The 16620-nt window shown below is 35.3% G+C and carries 22 protein-coding genes; 7 read left to right on the forward strand and 15 right to left on the reverse strand.

Annotation, left to right across the window (positions count from 1 at the left end):
• A complete protein-coding gene (locus tag ABL518_RS06340; RefSeq protein ID WP_010082329.1) occupies positions 1–597 on the forward strand; it encodes a ribonuclease HII in 597 nt (198 codons plus the stop codon).
• A 3-nt stretch (positions 598–600) separates the two neighbouring features.
• Here ABL518_RS06340 and virB9 read toward each other — a convergent pair whose 3' ends face one another.
• The 3 genes from virB9 to ABL518_RS06355 all read right to left on the reverse strand — a co-directional run bounded on the left by virB9 (position 601) and on the right by ABL518_RS06355 (position 2341).
• Positions 601–1383 carry a P-type conjugative transfer protein VirB9 gene (gene virB9 / locus ABL518_RS06345; RefSeq protein WP_010082330.1) on the reverse strand — a complete coding sequence of 261 codons (783 nt, stop codon included), beginning with the start codon at positions 1381–1383 and terminating at the stop codon, positions 601–603.
• 185 nt (positions 1384–1568) lie between these two features.
• Positions 1569–2024: an outer membrane lipid asymmetry maintenance protein MlaD gene (locus ABL518_RS06350; protein ID WP_010082331.1), complete on the reverse strand. Its 456-nt coding sequence runs from the start codon at positions 2022–2024 to the stop codon at positions 1569–1571.
• Positions 2025–2026: 2 nt separating this feature from the next.
• A complete protein-coding gene (locus ABL518_RS06355; RefSeq protein ID WP_007548590.1) occupies positions 2027–2341 on the reverse strand; it encodes an NADH-ubiquinone oxidoreductase subunit NDUFA12 family protein in 315 nt (104 codons plus the stop codon).
• Positions 2342–2405: 64 nt separating this feature from the next.
• Between ABL518_RS06355 and ABL518_RS06360 the strand changes: the two genes are divergently transcribed.
• From ABL518_RS06360 to purF, 3 genes are read left to right on the forward strand one after another with little or no spacing between them, the layout of a single operon-like run.
• Positions 2406–3872: a proton-conducting transporter membrane subunit gene (locus tag ABL518_RS06360; protein WP_095742774.1), complete on the forward strand. Its 1467-nt coding sequence runs from the start codon at positions 2406–2408 to the stop codon at positions 3870–3872.
• Positions 3873–3925: 53 nt separating this feature from the next.
• Positions 3926–5029: a rod shape-determining protein RodA gene (rodA, locus tag ABL518_RS06365; RefSeq protein ID WP_010082376.1), complete on the forward strand. Its 1104-nt coding sequence runs from the start codon at positions 3926–3928 to the stop codon at positions 5027–5029.
• Between the two features lie 25 nt (positions 5030–5054).
• Positions 5055–6440, forward strand: a complete 1386-nt coding sequence (gene purF / locus ABL518_RS06370; RefSeq protein ID WP_010082377.1) for an amidophosphoribosyltransferase — start codon at positions 5055–5057, stop codon at positions 6438–6440.
• Here purF and ABL518_RS06375 read toward each other — a convergent pair.
• The 11 genes from ABL518_RS06375 to rsfS form a co-directional block, all read right to left on the reverse strand.
• Positions 6422–6961: a DNA-3-methyladenine glycosylase gene (locus ABL518_RS06375; protein WP_038199418.1), complete on the reverse strand. Its 540-nt coding sequence runs from the start codon at positions 6959–6961 to the stop codon at positions 6422–6424. The two genes, purF and ABL518_RS06375, sit on opposite strands and share 19 nt — an antisense overlap.
• A 60-nt stretch (positions 6962–7021) precedes the next feature.
• A complete protein-coding gene (locus ABL518_RS06380) occupies positions 7022–7759 on the reverse strand; it encodes a hypothetical protein (protein WP_010082379.1) in 738 nt (245 codons plus the stop codon).
• A complete protein-coding gene (locus tag ABL518_RS06385; protein ID WP_251371763.1) occupies positions 7737–7940 on the reverse strand; it encodes a hypothetical protein in 204 nt (67 codons plus the stop codon). The genes ABL518_RS06380 and ABL518_RS06385 overlap by 23 nt, the downstream gene beginning before the upstream one ends.
• A 77-nt stretch (positions 7941–8017) precedes the next feature.
• Positions 8018–8998 (reverse strand): Holliday junction branch migration DNA helicase RuvB, encoded by a 981-nt coding sequence (gene ruvB, locus ABL518_RS06390; RefSeq protein ID WP_010082381.1) that lies wholly within the window; start codon positions 8996–8998, stop codon positions 8018–8020.
• Positions 8995–9567, reverse strand: coding sequence for a Holliday junction branch migration protein RuvA (gene ruvA, locus ABL518_RS06395; RefSeq protein ID WP_010082382.1), 573 nt, complete (start codon positions 9565–9567; stop codon positions 8995–8997). The genes ruvB and ruvA overlap by 4 nt, the downstream gene beginning before the upstream one ends.
• A gap of 892 nt (positions 9568–10459) precedes the next feature.
• Entirely contained in the window at positions 10460–10867 is a 408-nt protein-coding gene (locus ABL518_RS06400) for a transposase (protein ID WP_007548764.1), read from the reverse strand.
• A 19-nt stretch (positions 10868–10886) separates the two neighbouring features.
• The gene (locus ABL518_RS06405) at positions 10887–11087 is read right to left on the reverse strand and encodes a hypothetical protein (RefSeq protein WP_010082383.1); all 201 of its coding nucleotides are present in this window, start codon (positions 11085–11087) and stop codon (positions 10887–10889) included.
• A complete protein-coding gene (locus tag ABL518_RS06410) occupies positions 11071–11400 on the reverse strand; it encodes a transposase (protein WP_007548762.1) in 330 nt (109 codons plus the stop codon). Before ABL518_RS06410 ends, ABL518_RS06405 begins: the two co-directional genes overlap by 17 nt.
• A gap of 397 nt (positions 11401–11797) precedes the next feature.
• A complete protein-coding gene (gene tyrS, locus ABL518_RS06415; protein WP_007548582.1) occupies positions 11798–13048 on the reverse strand; it encodes a tyrosine--tRNA ligase in 1251 nt (416 codons plus the stop codon).
• Between the two features lies 1 nt (position 13049).
• Complete coding sequence (locus ABL518_RS06420) at positions 13050–13289, reverse strand: hypothetical protein (protein ID WP_010963049.1); 240 nt, start codon at positions 13287–13289, stop codon at positions 13050–13052.
• Positions 13280–13597 (reverse strand): ribosome silencing factor, encoded by a 318-nt coding sequence (gene rsfS / locus ABL518_RS06425; RefSeq protein ID WP_006279567.1) that lies wholly within the window; start codon positions 13595–13597, stop codon positions 13280–13282. The genes ABL518_RS06420 and rsfS overlap by 10 nt, the downstream gene beginning before the upstream one ends.
• A gap of 179 nt (positions 13598–13776) precedes the next feature.
• Between rsfS and ABL518_RS06430 the strand changes: the two genes are divergently transcribed.
• Genes ABL518_RS06430 through ABL518_RS06440 form a run of 3 tightly spaced genes read left to right on the forward strand, consistent with a single transcriptional unit; the run spans position 13777 to position 15639 of the window.
• Positions 13777–14394 (forward strand): AAA family ATPase, encoded by a 618-nt coding sequence (locus ABL518_RS06430; RefSeq protein ID WP_010082352.1) that lies wholly within the window; start codon positions 13777–13779, stop codon positions 14392–14394.
• Positions 14387–14875 (forward strand): RNA pyrophosphohydrolase, encoded by a 489-nt coding sequence (locus tag ABL518_RS06435; RefSeq protein ID WP_006279569.1) that lies wholly within the window; start codon positions 14387–14389, stop codon positions 14873–14875. Before ABL518_RS06430 ends, ABL518_RS06435 begins: the two co-directional genes overlap by 8 nt.
• Positions 14872–15639: a TatD family hydrolase gene (locus tag ABL518_RS06440; RefSeq protein ID WP_010082353.1), complete on the forward strand. Its 768-nt coding sequence runs from the start codon at positions 14872–14874 to the stop codon at positions 15637–15639. The genes ABL518_RS06435 and ABL518_RS06440 overlap by 4 nt, the downstream gene beginning before the upstream one ends.
• 27 nt (positions 15640–15666) lie before the next feature.
• Here ABL518_RS06440 and mdh read toward each other — a convergent pair whose 3' ends face one another.
• On the reverse strand, positions 15667–16617 hold the full coding sequence (mdh, locus tag ABL518_RS06445) for a malate dehydrogenase (RefSeq protein ID WP_007548577.1): 951 nt from the start codon (positions 16615–16617) through the stop codon (positions 15667–15669).
• Between the last annotated feature and the right edge of the window lie 3 nt (positions 16618–16620).

Raw genomic sequence — 16620 nt, forward strand, 5'->3', positions numbered from 1 at the left:
ATGAAATACCCAGACTTTACATTAGAAAATAAATTATCAGGAGTGATAGCAGGAGTGGATGAAGTTGGAAGAGGTCCGCTAGCTGGTCCAGTAATATCCGCAGCCGTAGTGTTTATTGATAGAAATACAATTATTGATGGAATCAACGACTCGAAAAAGTTGACTCCTCAATGTAGGCAAGTCCTATATGAAAAAATAACATCCGTTGCAAAATTTGGTATAGGAATGGCAAGCGTAGAAGAAATAAATTCATACAATATCTTGCAAGCAACAAAGCTTTCAATGAAACGTGCGTTGATAGACTTGGACCTAGAATTAGATTATGTACTAGTTGATGGTAATCAACCACCTGAAGTGAAATGGCAAGTGAAATCCATAGTAAATGGTGATAATTTGAGTACATCAATTGCAGCAGCTTCAATCGTTGCAAAAGTTACGAGAGATCGGCTTATGCAAGAATTGCATAATAAGCATCCTGAATATAATTGGTATAAAAATAAAGGATATGGGACAAAAGAGCACCTTAACGCTATTGGCCTTTATGGAATTACAGAACATCATAGAAAAAATTTTGCACCCATATCTCGGGCATTATAGCCTTTACCCTTTTTTGAAAGGTATGGTTTCATTAAATAGGCAAACTGTACTCGATCCATTCCTTAAGGTAAACACTGAACTTACCCTTTCGATTATCAGGTAGTTATCAACTGTACGGAAATTTACTAAAGACTCATATCCTGCAGAATCAACCATAAAAACTGCCGGAAAATCAGAGTTTATTTTATTGAATTGTAGATATGTAAATTTTCCGTCATCAAAAACCTTAATTGGTATTATTGACTGACTACCTTTGACGTGCGAGATGGAATAATTAAAATTTAATCCCTTCTTTACAACTTCAATATCATTGATATCAGGAATAATGGTATGACTAGCTTGTTCGAAGATATCACCGTTATTTGTTGTGTAAATCTCATCACTGCTAAATAGTGGATAAAGAAACCTTACTTCATATGCTAATCTTGGATCATCTAGTCCAGTTGCTTCTTCAGCATGAAGTTCAAAGTAATAAACTCTTTTATTGGTAATTATAGTTGCATTAGTATCGGCAATATCATCTATAGGCTTAATAAACAATCTATTACCTTGAGGAAGGAGTTGCCAACCAGTTGAATCACCCATTGAAAGGTTTTGTATTACCTCCCCTGGTTCAAACAATATACTGGACTGGTAACCATAAAAACCCGTATACTTATGTATAGCTTGTGGGTTATAATTTATCACCTTTATGTGATTATCTCCAGCTATTGAACGTGGCTCCTGTTTTGCAAGTGCATCACTACCACAGAGGAACAACAGTACGGCAAACAGTAAACCAATCATAATATCAAAATAAATTAATTTTCATTTTATCATTGATAGACATGCACTGCAACTATTAAGGCACTTTCTATACTATAAACCCCAAAGCAAGCGGTAGAAAAGGCAAGAAATAAGGCAAACTCCTTAAATACTTTAGAACTACAGGAGGCTTTACCTGAACGGATATACTTGGAATCCTGCCATTTTCACTTTGTAAACATACCAAGAATTCTGTCCATTATTCCACCCATATTTGCTTCAGCTTGAGTATACTCTATTTTACCACCATGCAAGATTAGTTTAATATCTGATCCAGGTGATATATTAACAAATTTACTGCCAACAACTCCACTGCTAGTGATCAGAGCTGAACTATCAATTGGCAATTTTATGTCTTTGCTTATACACATATCGATTCGTGCTACGTAGGTAGCTTTGTCAAGTGATACACCAGTTATGCTTCCAACATCTACACCAGAGATCTTGACACTATCACCAACTCCTATACCGTTAGCGTTAGCAAAAAGACCATATATTTTATTGCAATCCTTATAGTTTTTCTTTATGTAAGATAGCTTATCAATAGCAAAGAAAATCAGAAAAATAGTGAAAATTAATACAAATAATCCAGCGGTTATTTCAAGTATATTTGACCTTCGCATCTTTAGTTATCAGGACTCCAGCTTTTATAGTAATTTTTCACTTTTTGGTTTGGATAGTATGCATCTTTTGTACCCGTTAAATTAGGAGTATGTTTTACTTTTCTTTTTTTATTATTAACTGGTACTACATTATCAGTATAGTGAAGCCATATATGCCATTCCGGAGGCACTGTTGTAGGCTCAGAGACACTGCTATACATAACCCACCTTTTTCCTTTACTTGATTCATAGTAAGAATTTCCATTTTCATCTCTTCCTACAAATTTATCTTCTCTTCGTAATAGGCGTTTTATTGCGTTACAAATTTTAGATAACATAAGGGTATTAAAACAAAAAGTATTATATATACTAATACTTTAACGATATATTAACAACAATTTAATGCAATTACCAATCTTACAAGTTATTATACCAATAATTGCATCAATGTTTTGCTTTCTTGCCAAGAAACACAAGGTATCTTGGTTTATTTCTTTTATTGCAACAACAATCACTCTTATCATTTCATCAATACTACTCATTAAAACATATAAAGGTGAAATTATAACTTATCACCTTGGAAATTGGGGTCCTCCGTATGGAATAGAGTTAAGAATCGACGTGTTAAACTCCTTGATTCTAACTTTGGTGAATTTTATAGCGCTGATTAGCGTGCTTTATAGCTTTTATATTAACGAAAAAGAAATTAGCAAAAACAAAATCACTGGTTTTTACTCTCTATTTCTACTGTGCTTAAGCGGACTGCTCGGGATTCTAGTAACAAACGACATATTTAACCTTTACGTTTTCTTGGAAATTTCATCTCTTTCTTCTTATGTATTAGTTTCAATGGGAAGGGATAAAAAAGCCTTGGTTGCAGCATTTGAATATCTAATTAGTGGAACAATAGGCGCAACATTTTATTTATTTGGCATCGGGCTCTTGTATTCAATGACTGGAACGCTCAATATGTCTGACATGGCTGAAAGAATAGTTCCATTACACGATAACAACATCATAAAACTTGGCACGTTGTTCATTTTTATTGGTCTCTCAATCAAAATGGCACTGTTTCCATTAAGCAGGTGGCTGGTTAATGCATATAGTGAGGCGCCAAGTTTCATTAGCATATTCTTTTCAGGCACAGTGACAAAAGTGATGATATATGTTTTCATCAGAATCTTTTATACTGTTTTTCATCAAAATTTCTTCTTATTTAAACCATCACTAAGCAACGTGATAATTATCCTCGCACTTTGCGCTGTTATATTTGGGTCGATATTTGCAATAACCGCAAAAGACATAAAAAGACTGCTTGCTCACTCTAGTATTAGCCAAATTGGTTATATAATTTTAGCACTGAGTTTTAACTCAAAAACAGGTGTATTTGCAGCAATTCTTCACATAGTAAACCACAGCATAATAAAAACATCTTTATTTATGGCTGCAGGATGTATTTCTTACAAATTTGATACAACAAAAATAGAGAATTTATCGGGACTCAAGAAATCAATGCCTTATACAGCACTTGCGTTCACTCTACTCAGTTTAGCATTAATCGGTGTGCCTTTAACAAATGGCTTTGTAAGCAAGTGGTATATAATGAAAGCAATTATCGAATCTCATGCGTGGATTTCCCTTGTAACATTTGCTGCTGGCTCTTTCCTTGCATTGATATATATGTGGAAGATGGTAGAGAAAATGTATTTTGAAAATGATGCAACGTCACGCACTGGAATGACACCGGACAAAATTAATGATGTGCCATTTCCTATGCTTTTCTGTCTATTGTTTATGGCAGTTTTAACAGTAGTAACTGGAATATATAGCACTCCAATTCGGTTAGTAGTTGAGAAGTTGGTTTTTTGATTTTTATCTTTGTTTCATATTTTACTATACTTTAAGGTTATAAGGTCTTTATTGTGGATAGACTGAAGAAGATTCATTGGTTGTTAGTCATTAACGTGATAGCGCTGTTTTGCGTTGGCATTGTTGTTCAATACTCTTCTGCTGGAGGAAAGTGGGTGCCATTTGCGATTCACCAACTGGTCATATTCTCCTTCTTTTTCCTACTTGCTATAGCTATGTCATTCATAGAGCTAGATTTTTATTTGAAGCACGCCTACTTTTTTTATGTAGCAGCAGTGATTTCGCTATTAGTAGTGAATTTTTTTGGCTCACACATAATGGGTGCAACAAGGTGGATAAGAATTGGATCAATTAGTTTGCAACCATCAGAATTTGCAAAAGTAGGCTTAATACTTGCGCTTGCTCGCTATTTTGATAAGCAGAGTGTATATAAAATGATGGAATTTAAAAGATTGCTTAAGGCACTTATAATTATTTTCTTACCCGTGTTCTTGGTGTTAAAGCAACCTAATTTAGGCACAGCTGTGATAATGTTATTTATAGGGATATCAATTATATTCACAGCAATAATAAAAAGATCTCATTCGGTAATATGTGGAACGCTTGGCATTTTTGCAGTACCGGCTATTTGGCCTTTTTTACGTCCTTATCACAAGCAAAGGATATTGTCGTTTTTGGATTCATCAGTGGATCCACTTGGAATAGGTTATAATGCGCAGCAATCTCAGATAGCTATTGGTTCAGGAGGTTTGCTTGGTAAGGGCTTTGTTAACGGAAGTCAAACTCAACTTGGATTTTTGCCGGAGAAACGTACAGATTTTGCTTTTGCAGTGCTGAGTGAGGAATGGGGATTTTTAGGTAGCATGGCTTTAATTTTGCTTTATACCTCATTACTTGGCATAATTTTCTCTATCGCTTATAGGTCGAAAAATTATTTTTCTAAGTCGATATCTATCGGCATTTTCGCCTTTTTTAGTGCTCATTTCTTTATAAACATCGGAATGACAATCGGCCTCTTACCTGTGATAGGCGACCCATTGCCATTTCTGTCCTATGGAGGAAGTACAACTGCTGCAAGCTTAATATGCATAGGATTATTGCTGGCAATAAAAGCAGATGAACAACAAAATGCTTGTATTTTACCTATGCTAAAGTAAAATTAAATTTTACTTAATAGTTTTTATGCTAGATGAAATGCGTGAGGAATGTGGGGTATTTGGCATAAGTTGCAACCAAAGTGCTGCTTTTAACTCTATACTTGCTCTCCACGCTTTGCAGCATAGAGGTCAAGAGTCTTTTGGCGTAGTAACCAGTAACAACGATAAGCTGCACTCTTATCACTTTCAAGGTCAAGTGAGCAGCGTATTTGATGATATAGATGAAATAAAGAAATCCTTACCTGGAGATTGTGCAATAGGTCATGTTCGATACTCAACAAGTGGTAATAAGTTTGGAGTGCAGCCCATGTTTAGCAAAAGTGGCAAATTTGGGGATTTCGCCATAGCACATAATGGTAATTTAATTAATATTTCTCCGATACGCGAACAATTGATTAAACAAGAGTGCGTTTTTCAGTCAGATATTGATACAGAAGTAGTAGTGCATCTGACAGCAAGCGGTGAAAAAGATAGCTTTTTAGAGAGTTTTATATATGCATTAAAGCAAATACAAGGTGCTTATTCTTTTGTTGCAATCAATCAAGAAGTAGTTATTGGAGTACGTGATTCATCTGGAATCAGGCCTCTTGTTTTAGGAAAGTTAAACGGTTCTTACGTTCTTGCATCTGAAACTTGTGCTCTTGATATAATAAATGCAGAGTTTGTTAGAGAAATAGAACCAGGCGAATTAGTTACCATCAGTTCGGGTAGTAAGCTAGCCTCAATGTTTCCTTTCCCACAGCAAAAATCAAGTTTTTGTATTTTTGAATACGTTTATTTTTCAAGACCAGACAGCATAATGGAGAATAGGTCTATATACGATACAAGAAAAGAAATAGGAAGAATACTTGCAGAAGAGAGCCCACCAAAAAACAATGTAGATATGGTTGTACCAATACCTGATTCTGGAATACCTGCAGCTATTGGATATGCAAAGCATTCAGGATTACCTATGGAACTGGGAATAATTCGTAATCATTACATAGGAAGAACTTTTATACAACCAACCGCTGAAGTACGTAAAGTTAGAATAAAATTAAAATTCAATGCTAATAAGCACACTTTGAAAGGTAAAAACATAATTTTAATAGATGATAGTATAGTGCGTGGTAGTACGTTAACAAATATAATAGTTATGCTAAAGGATGCAGGAGTAAAAGAGATTCACCTCAAAATTTCAAGCCCACCAATTAAGCATTCTTGTTTTTATGGAATAGATACGCCAGAGTGCAAAGATTTAATTGCTGCAAATAAATCTGTAGAGGAAATTAAGGAAGTTATAGGAGTAGATAGCCTAGCCTTCTTGAGTATTGATGGATTATATCAGGCTGTTAAAGGAGAAGTGCGTAACAATGCTACACCACAATATTGTGATGCTTGTTTCACTGGTGATTATCCAATTGGCAAATAGTCTACGCAAGATCTTAAGTTTTTAAACCGCCAAAATTTCTCTTGGCCTTTACTAATTCCGATTCTCGGAGTGCACACATAATCTGGTTTGAGGTGAGATTCATAAACACAAAATTCGTGGCTTATAGTAAGGTCCTGTTTGTTATGTTCTTTTGTAATATTTAATCTTTTACACAATATTCCTGGCCCACCTAAATTTGCCTCAAGCGGTTCAATGAGCTTTAATCCCCGTATTAACACTGCTGCTGGGAACCCTTCTGCTTCTGTTACAATATTTAAACAGTAATACATTCCATATATAAAGTACACATATGAAAACCCCGGCATACCAAACATTACTGAGGTTCGGTTAGTATAACCCTTAGCTGCATGACAAGCTGGGTCACTCATTCCTATATAGGCTTCAACTTCGGTTATTATTCCACTAAAGTTAGAAAATTTCAGCATCTTTCCTAGTAACTCCCCGGCTACAACCAAAGTTGGCCGCTCGTAGAAATTTCTTGGTAGTATTGTGTTGCTCATCATAAAAGTATAAGTTACTTGCAGATGCAAGCAACTTATACTGAATTTTCACTACTTTACCTATTTTGAAGCAGCAGGAGCTTGATGCTTTTGTGATGCGCCGCTCAAGTCTTCTACATTTGTTGAATGCTGCTCCAAAAATTTTACTTCTTCAGAGCTTTGTTGTAATTGTGTTTGTGGCAATTGTGATGCTAACACTTCATGTAAAGGCTTTGCTTCATATTGCCTTCCTACTTTTACTTCTTTATGTGCAGCTAATTGCTCCATAGTAACACCATTACCCTCAATAAGTTCTACGGAGCCATTATCATGAATATTAATTTTAATATTACATTCTTTTCCTTGAGCATTCCACTTTAAAGTCATTTGATATGACCCATTAGCTACTTCATAAATTCTTGTTCCATGTTCATCAACCCGGCAACTTAGCCCCCTTGCTTTACTTTGAGGTAGCAATAATGTAATTGCTTTCACGCCATATTGTTTACACAAATCGTTATTTAGAATGTCACTCATGCTTATTTCTTTTGTATTACTACCTATCGCAATTCTTACGGCAGGCTCAATAATATTATCTTCATTTTTGCTTTCTTTAAGTTTTATAAATTCTATATCATTATTTTCTATATTTTTAGATATCTCTTCTTTAATTTGTTCAGCAATTTTGCCTATAATGTTCTTACCACCATATTTATTCTCATCCCGAGCAGTATATGTACATATACCATTACCATCCTTATGAATATAAGGTTTTGGTTTCTTTTTATTAGTGGTATTAGTAGAAGTGTTGTTCTGCATTATAAAGAACTACATTCCATTCTTCTGCATTATTAAGAGTGACGTATTTAGGTACGTTCTCATCTAGTGTTGATTTAGGTACATTTTTAGTATCCGAAATCGAATTATTATCAGAAGGACTGATATTTAGATTAGAAGAAGTTTCAATTAAAGATACAGTTTCAGTGCTATTAGTTAACATATATGCCTCCATTATTTTTAATATATAAATGTTAGCATATAGATACCACGCCAATTAGTCAATATAAATTATGATGTTTAATGTTGAAAGCTCAAATACTCCTTTGCTTGATCGGTTAGAACGCGCCCTCTTGGTGTGCGCTTTACAAAACTAATTTTGATTAAATAAGGTTCTACTGTTTCTTCAATATTGCCAACATCTTCGGATAGCGCAATAGATATGGTGTCAATTCCAACAGGGCCTGAAGTGTTGAATAAAAATCTTAGATAATTCATATCAAGTTTATTGAGTCCCATTTTATCTACACCCAATTTTAGTAATACAGAATCAGCGACTTCATAAGTAATTTTTTTATCATCTTTCACTTCAACAAAATCCCTTATTCTTCTGAGTAACCTCAAAGCAATTCTTGGAGTGCCGCGCGCACGGCAGGCAATTTCCCGTGCTGCATCCTCTTCAATTTCAGCAGAAAGAACTCTTGCGCCTCTTTTTATAATATTAACCAGCTCCTCAAAGGAATAAAACTCAAGATGCAAAGGAATGCCAAAACGATCTCTGAGTGGCGCAGAAAGTAATCCAAGCTGTGTTGTTGCTCCAATTAGCGTAAATGGTGGTAGATCTATCCTTAAAGTGCGAGTAGATGGACCTTCACCTACTAATATGTCCAGGCAAAAATCTTCCATAGCAGTATATAAAACTTCTTCGATGCTGCGATTTAATCTATGAATTTCGTCGATAAATAGAACATCTTTTGCATTTAAAGTGGTAAGCACTGCGGCCAAATCTCCAGCTTTACTAAGTAAAGGACCAGAAGTTGCGCGAAAGCTAACTCTTAATTCTTTAGAAACAATTTGTGCTAAAGTTGTTTTGCCAAGCCCTGGAGGACCATATAATAAAACGTGATCTAAAGCTTCAGTTCTCGTCTGTGCAGCGTTTATAAACACTTTTAAATTTTGTATTAAGTCTTTTTGCCCGACAAAATCATCAAGTTGTTCAGGCCTGATGTTGATATTGCGCACATCTTCAGTATATTCTTTACCGCACGATATTGATTTCATAGTATTGAAAGCTCCTTAAGCGCCATGCGAATAATATCCTTAGTGTCCAGATTTGGCCTGTATTTTTTTATCGTATCATAAGCTTTCATTTTTTCATACCCAAGATTGATCAATGCTGAAAGGGCATCTTCATTAATTGGATGAAAATTATTGTTATTTATTTCTAGTTTACTCACTTTGCCACTCAATTCAGTGATGATTCGATTTATGAGTTTCAGGCCAAGTCCGCTCATCTTGAGTGCTACTTTATCTTCATTCATAATTGCCAAAAATAGCTGTTCTGGAGTTAATTTGCCCAAAATTGACATTGCAGTTTTATAGCTAACGCCGCTTACTTTGACAAGCAACCTCAAGCACTGCTGTTCTTCTTTGCTTATAAAACCATATAGCTGAGCGACATTTTCTCTGTTATTTGCATAGGTTTCGATAAGTAATTTAACTCTACTTCCGATGGAACATGCATTTAAAGTTTTGGCTGAAAGATACACCATATAGCCAACATCATTCACATTCAGGATTATGTGATCACTGCGCACTTCATCAACTATTCCGCTTAGATTTCCTATCATTTTTAACACTATATAGAGTTCAGTTTAAATACTCCTGGATCTTAGGTCAAGCAAACGAACATTATAACAGGGAAACGTGGCTAAAAAACCACTTGACAAACTCCGCCAGCCCCCTTATCATAAACACTGAAGCTATTTATTTATCTTCTCTGTACAGATTAAATGACAAAAAACTCACGTATCTGGCGTCTCATGTTTAATTTTTTGCACTATGTGCACTCTATGTCTTTATCAAATTTCTGGGTTTTTACCTACACAAGCTGAAATACGCTTATAAAGCATTTAAAACATTAAAAAACGCCAACTTAAAAAATGGATAGTGAATAATTAGCTACCCTAGGGTTTCTTTTGCCTTTTTTTCTGTTTAGTAAATTTCTTAATGTTTATAATTTAGATTAGTTGCAGCTTAAAAGCAGCTGAGTCGTGGTTATTAAGCGTTTAGAATAAAAAAACGCCATACTTGAAAGTATAATGTAAGTAATTAGCCAACCACGGGGCTTCTTTTGCCTTTTTTTTATTTGGTAAATTTCTTAATGTTTGTAGCTAAACGACAACCGTCATCCCGCTGCTTGTTAGCGGGATCTATGTTAAGGTATGACGGTTAAGTAAGGGATCTATGTTAAGAGATACCGCGAATGAATCGCGGTATGACGGTGTAGATAGTAATTCGTCATCCCGCTACGTGTTAGCGGGATCTCTTGTTAGCGCCGCGGCGGTATGACGGTTCGTGGCAGCGTGACGATAAGCTCGTCATCCCGCTACGTGTTAGCGGGATCTCTTGTTAGCGGCCGAGATACCGCGAATGAATCGCGGTATGACGTAGGACTGCTGTCATCCCAGTGCGTGGGCTTTGTTGCATCGCTCTTCGGATAGTAGGTAACGCACAATAAATTTATGAAGCTATCTCAAATTTAGCCATACCAATATCAGTGAACTTATTGAGCAAATAGCATTTAACAAGTAGTTCCTTCTCTCTATTTGTCTCAGATTTATTCCTAAAACTAAACCCGAATGTTTGTTTCAGTCGCGAGAAAAAACTTTCTATATAAGATCTTTTTCCATAACTCATCTCTTTTTTCCACTTCTTTATACCATCTTCATCATATGACTTTATGAGCTTGACTGCAGAATTTCTCTCAGCCATATAGTCTAACTTTGGATGCTCTGCTGCGTTGTTTTTCGGAGGAATTTTCGTTTTTATACCATATTGATTACACAGCTTATAGAGCTTTTCTCTGTCATATGCCCTATCTGCATATAGTACTTTTATGACATACTGAAAATCGACTTCTTTTAGCAAATCACAAGCTCCATAGGGATCAGCCGTTACTGTATTTTACAGCTATGGCTTTTTTGCTGTTTGTATTCAACATTACATGCAATTTTCTTGTCTGTTCATAGCTGCGATACTTTCTATCTTCGCTATTTTCTTTGCTATGACCAGGAGTGTTGTTGTATATACTAATTCCTGTACTGTCTATAGCAATTTCGATATCTTCCATATTATTTTCTGCAATCATTGATCTTAATATTGAGTTTCTTAAACCTTCTTGATGATTGTGAATAGCTGATAACTTGCAAATTTTTCCCAATTTGCTCAAGGTATCCTGCTATAAACCCAACTGTTTGCCTCAGGCCTATTCTAAATAAACAAGTTATTATGTGCACCAAAATTACAACTTTATCGCTATAAATATTGTTGCCACCTGGTATTTTTGGACCATTCTCGTACCACTTTTCTATGGCTTCGTTGATATAATGAAAAATATTTCCTCTTTTTTCTAGAAATTTGTTATATTCGCTATGGTTACTGACCCTCATTTTTTGTGGCATATTTTTTCTTCAACAGTTAAATCGCTATTTATAATGAATTTTGTCAGTAGCCACCAGATTTTTTCAGTTGCTATGCAACAAAGCCATCCCAGTGTCGGCTACTTGGATGACAAGAAGAGGGTACTTGGATAAGAGGCATTGCCCTCCTGGTAGGCCCAAATTGCAATGTCCGTACAGTTATGGATTCATTCGCGGTATAGATTCCGCTAATGAGTAGCGGAATGACGAATTTGTTGTTTTTCAAATTGTAGGTAAACCTAAGCCACTTTAGCTATATATAATAGAATTTCGCTTTCTACTATCTTTCCAGTTGTTTTATACATAATTCTCGAATTTTGAAAATTTGCTCCATATCTAATTTCTCACTTGTATAAAATTTGTTTTCTTACTTCGAGACCTAATCTACCACAACTTTTATATGGCGTTTCTTTCCTGCAGATAATTTTATAAATGGCTGATCTTTAAAGCTTTCGAAATTTATTACATGATCAATATTGTTTACAACATTATCATTAATCTTGCATCCGTTGCCCTGTATTAAACGCTTTGCAGCGCCTTTTGAAGGTTCAAAACCGGTGTCATGTAGTAGGTCTACTAAGGATATGCCGCTTGCAACTTGTTCTTTTTTTATGATGTAATCAGGAAGTAGTGAGCTATCTTCATTCTCAAAAGCAGAAATTGCAGCAAATTGTGCAAGTTCCGCTTCTTTGTCACCATGACATATTTTTGTCACTTCTGTTGCCAAGACCTTTTTTGCTTCATTTATTTCTTGATCCTTTAAAGACTCTAATTTTCTAATCTCATCAATTGGCACATCAGTGAGCAATCTTAAAAAACGTCCAACATCTTGATCATCAACGTTGCGAAAATATTGCCAGTAGTCGTAAGGCTTTAGCATATTATCATCAAGCCACACTGCTCCACTTTCAGTTTTGCCCATTTTTTTTCCTTGTGCATTTAATAAAAGAGGCATGGTAAGGCCAAATAGCTCAGGTAAATTCAACTTTTTTCCAAGTTCAATTCCGTTTACTATATTTCCCCACTGGTCTGACCCTCCAATCTGCAGACGACAATCATATTTTTTGTTTAATTCAATAAAGTCGTAAGCTTGCAATAGCATGTAATTAAATTCTAGAAAGCTTAAGGTTTGCTCTCTATCCAGCCTGGTTTTCACACTATCAAAACTTAGCATACGATTTACAGAAAAATAAGCTCCTATATCACGCAAAAAATCTATGTATTTTATGTTATCCAACCAATCTGCGTTATTTACTATCATTGCACCAGTCTTGCTGTCATTAAAAGACACCATTTTCTCTAATATTCTCCTTATACTGGATGTATTTTGATTGATGTTCTCTACAGGCAAGATGCTTCTTGCTTTATCTTTGAAGGATGGGTCACCAATTTTTGTTGTGCCACCTCCAAGTAAGACTATCGGCTTATAACCAAATTTTTGTAGGTGACAGAGCATCATAATCTGAATTAGGTGACCAGCATGAAGACTTGGTGCTGTGCAATCAAACCCAATGTATGCAACTATATAATTGCTCTGCAATAATAATTGATCTAGTCCTTCAATGTTTGTGCATTGGTATAGGTACCCTCTTTCTTGGATGAAATTTAAAAATTCAGATGCGTGTTTCATTTTATAAACCCCAGTCTATCCTGTCATTAATGCCGAAGGTAACCCTAATAGAGAAGCCAGTGCCCAGACACTGGAACTTAATTATAAACAAGCACACTATACAACGTTTCCGATGAAATTGCATGAAAAACTGGATTCCAGTGTCAGCTACTTTCATGACACCACTACCTGTGCAGGAGTTGCCTTCAAAATTACAACGTTTGTGCAGTTGTGCACCAGCTATCCAGGCAATCAGTTCCATAACTCTTCTATTTTATAATACTCCCTTACTTCCGGCCTGAATATGTGAACCATTATGCCTTGAAAATTCAAAACTACCCAATTGCCTTCATCCATACCTTCTACATCTATTTTATCATGTGGCTTGAGGCTTTTTATTACGTGCTCAGCTAAAGCTTTAACGTGACGGCTTGAATCACCAGATGCAATAATCATATATTTTGCAATAACGGTTTTATTCTGCACATCAAAAGTTACTATATCATGACCTTTATTTTGATCTATTATCTCTTCAATTGTACTTCTTATCGATTCCATATCGCTAAGCATTGTTTACAGGTTATATGATTCATTTATAATTATATACTCAAAATTTCTAAATATGAACTATTTTCAACGCAACTACTTGTTAAAGGTATTACCTGCATCTATTTTATCATCATGTTTTTAGCATGTACAATGTATATACTTTTTATATAATTGAAAATAGCTTTTTACTAGTATTCATTATGGGCAAGACTCTCATCTACTTAATCGGCTTTCCAGGCAGTGGTAAGTTTACTACTGCAAAGGAACTGTGTAAAATCATTGGTGCAGTAATAGTAAGCAATAATCTATTCAATAATATTATATTTGATATTGTTAAATTACAAAACGCTGAAGTTCCAGATGACCTATGGGAAAAAATTTTTGCAGTTAGGGAAAATGTATTAGCAATACTGGAAAAACACTACGTAAAATCAAAACATTATATATTTACAAATGAATTGATAGAGGGTGATCCCTATGACCAAAGATTATATAACTCAGTGGCAAATTTAAGTAAAAAAATGGACATGGAAATTTTTTCTGTAGTATTACATTGTAATAATGAAAAACTAGTAAGACGTGTCCAATCAGAAGAGAGATATCAGGAAAATAAAATTACTGATCCGGATTTTGCTATAAAGAAAATTGAAGGGAAAAGGCTATTTATACCTGAGGGTTCGCTTGAAATTGATAACTCGAACTTGAGTGCAAAGGAAGTTGCAAAGAAAATTGTTGAAGAGATGAAGAAAGAAAAAAATGGAAAATTAATTAAAACTTCTGTAACAAATCATTTAAAAACAGAGCGTACTCGTGGTTGAGCAGAAAGATAAGTACCGTCCTTGTGTTGGCATAATGCTATTTAACAGACAAGGACATGCCTTTATTGGAAAACGCTTTGATAGCGATTCTTACTGGCAGATGCCACAAGGAGGTGTTGATGATGGTGAGGAACTGGAACAAGCAGCGTTACGTGAGTTGCTAGAGGAGGTTGGTACTAATAAAGTAAAGGTTATAACTAAAAGCAAGGATTGGATATACTACAACTTGCCTGAAGAAGTTATACCAATATGCTGGAATGGAAAATATTCTGGTCAAAAGCAAAGGTGGTTCTTAATGAAGTTTTGCGGAGAGGATGAGGACATTGATATTAATTATACTGGTCATCCAGAGTTCAAAGAGTGGCGTTGGCAAGGTATAGATAGTTTAGTAGCCAGTGCTATATCATTTAAAAAAGAAGTTTATAAAACAGTGATAGAAGAGTTTTCTTCTATAATAAAAGCCTCAACAATAAGCTCATGATAGTAGATTCTCATTGCCACTTGATTTATTTTTCTGACGATGAAATACCAAAAGTAATTTCAAGGGCAGAGCAAAATGGTGTAAAGGTTTTGCATAACATATGCGTAAGCATTGACGATGTTCCTAAGTTATTAAAAATTTCTTCATCCTATGATCAGGTCTACTCCTCTGTTGGTATACATCCGCTTGATGCTGCTATAGAAAACGGTGAGTGTATACATGTTGATGAATTAGTTGAATTTACCAAGAACCAAAAGGTAATTAGTATCGGTGAAACCGGGTTAGATTTTTATAAATCTGACAACAAAGACAATCAGAAAAAAAGTTTTGCATTACATATAGAAGCGTCAAGAATAACTGGACTACCTTTAGTTATTCACACAAGAAGCGCTGATAATGAGATGATCGATATGTTAAGGTCAGAAATGAAAGCCGGTGCTTTTAGTGGAGTAATGCACTGCTTTGCTTCCTCTAAAGAACTTGCTTATCAATCTATAGATTTGGGGTTATATATTTCATTTTCTGGAATTATTACTTTTAAAAATGCGAGCTTACTCAGAGAAATTGCACAAAATGTACCACGCGAGCGTGTTTTAGTCGAAACTGATGCACCATATCTATCACCTGAGCCTTATAGGGGAAAAAAGAATGAACCAGCAATGGTGAAATACGTTGTTGATTGTTTGGCAGAGTTGTGGAATGAGTCACCAGAACAAGTAGCGAAGGTAACCACAAGCAACTTTTTTAGGCTGTTTGAGCTATAAAGAAGCTCTATAAAACCATTAATTTGCTTATGAACCTAAAGATTTCACCAGCTCTCTCACCGAGTTTACAGACTTATTAAACATTTCTTGTTCACTATCATTCATTTTAACTTCTAGGATCTTTTCAATTCCGTTTTTTCCAATAATTACAGGAACACCAATAAACAACTCTTCTACACCATATTCACCATTAAGGTAAGCAGCACATGGTAATATGCGCCTCTTATCTTTTAAATATGATTCTAACATGCATATAGCTGAAGATGCAGGAGCGTAGTATGCAGATCCAGACTTAAGCAGATCAACTATTTCTTTACCGCCATTGCGAGTGCGTTCAACTATTTCATCGACTTTTTTCTGTGTGATAAGACCCATATCGATAATTTGAGTAAGTGGAACTCCAGCAACTGAAGCACAATTGATTAGTGGTACCATAGTGTCGCCATGTCCTCCAAGCACAAAAGCAGATATATCTTCAACTGAGATATTTAACTCACTTGCAAGAAAGTAACGAAAACGGGAAGAATCAAGCACTCCTGCCATGCCAACAATCATATTAGTTGGAAGGTTTGAAAATTTATGCACCACTGAAACCATGGCATCCAAAGGGTTGGTAACCACTATTACAAACGCGTTTGGAGAATATTTTTTAATATTTTCGCCAACCTCCTTCATTACTTTAGCATTGGTTTGCAGGAGGTCATCCCTGCTCATTCCAGGTTTTCTAGCGATGCCAGCGGTTATTATAATTGCATCGGAGTTTTTTATATCTTCATACCTATTTGTGCCAGTAATATTGACATTAAATCCATCAATAGGGGATGATTCTGCTATGTCGAGTGCTTTACCTTGTGGTATTCCATCACTAATATCAAGTAAAACAACATCACCGAGTTCCCTTAGTGCAATCATATGGGTGAGAGTTCCACCGATATTTCCTGCACCGATTAAAGATATTTTTTTTCTTTGTACTGTCATTTT

It is taken from the genome of Wolbachia endosymbiont of Drosophila willistoni, from assembly GCF_040084705.1.
In the GTDB taxonomy this organism is placed as follows: Bacteria; Pseudomonadota; Alphaproteobacteria; order Rickettsiales; family Anaplasmataceae; genus Wolbachia; species Wolbachia pipientis.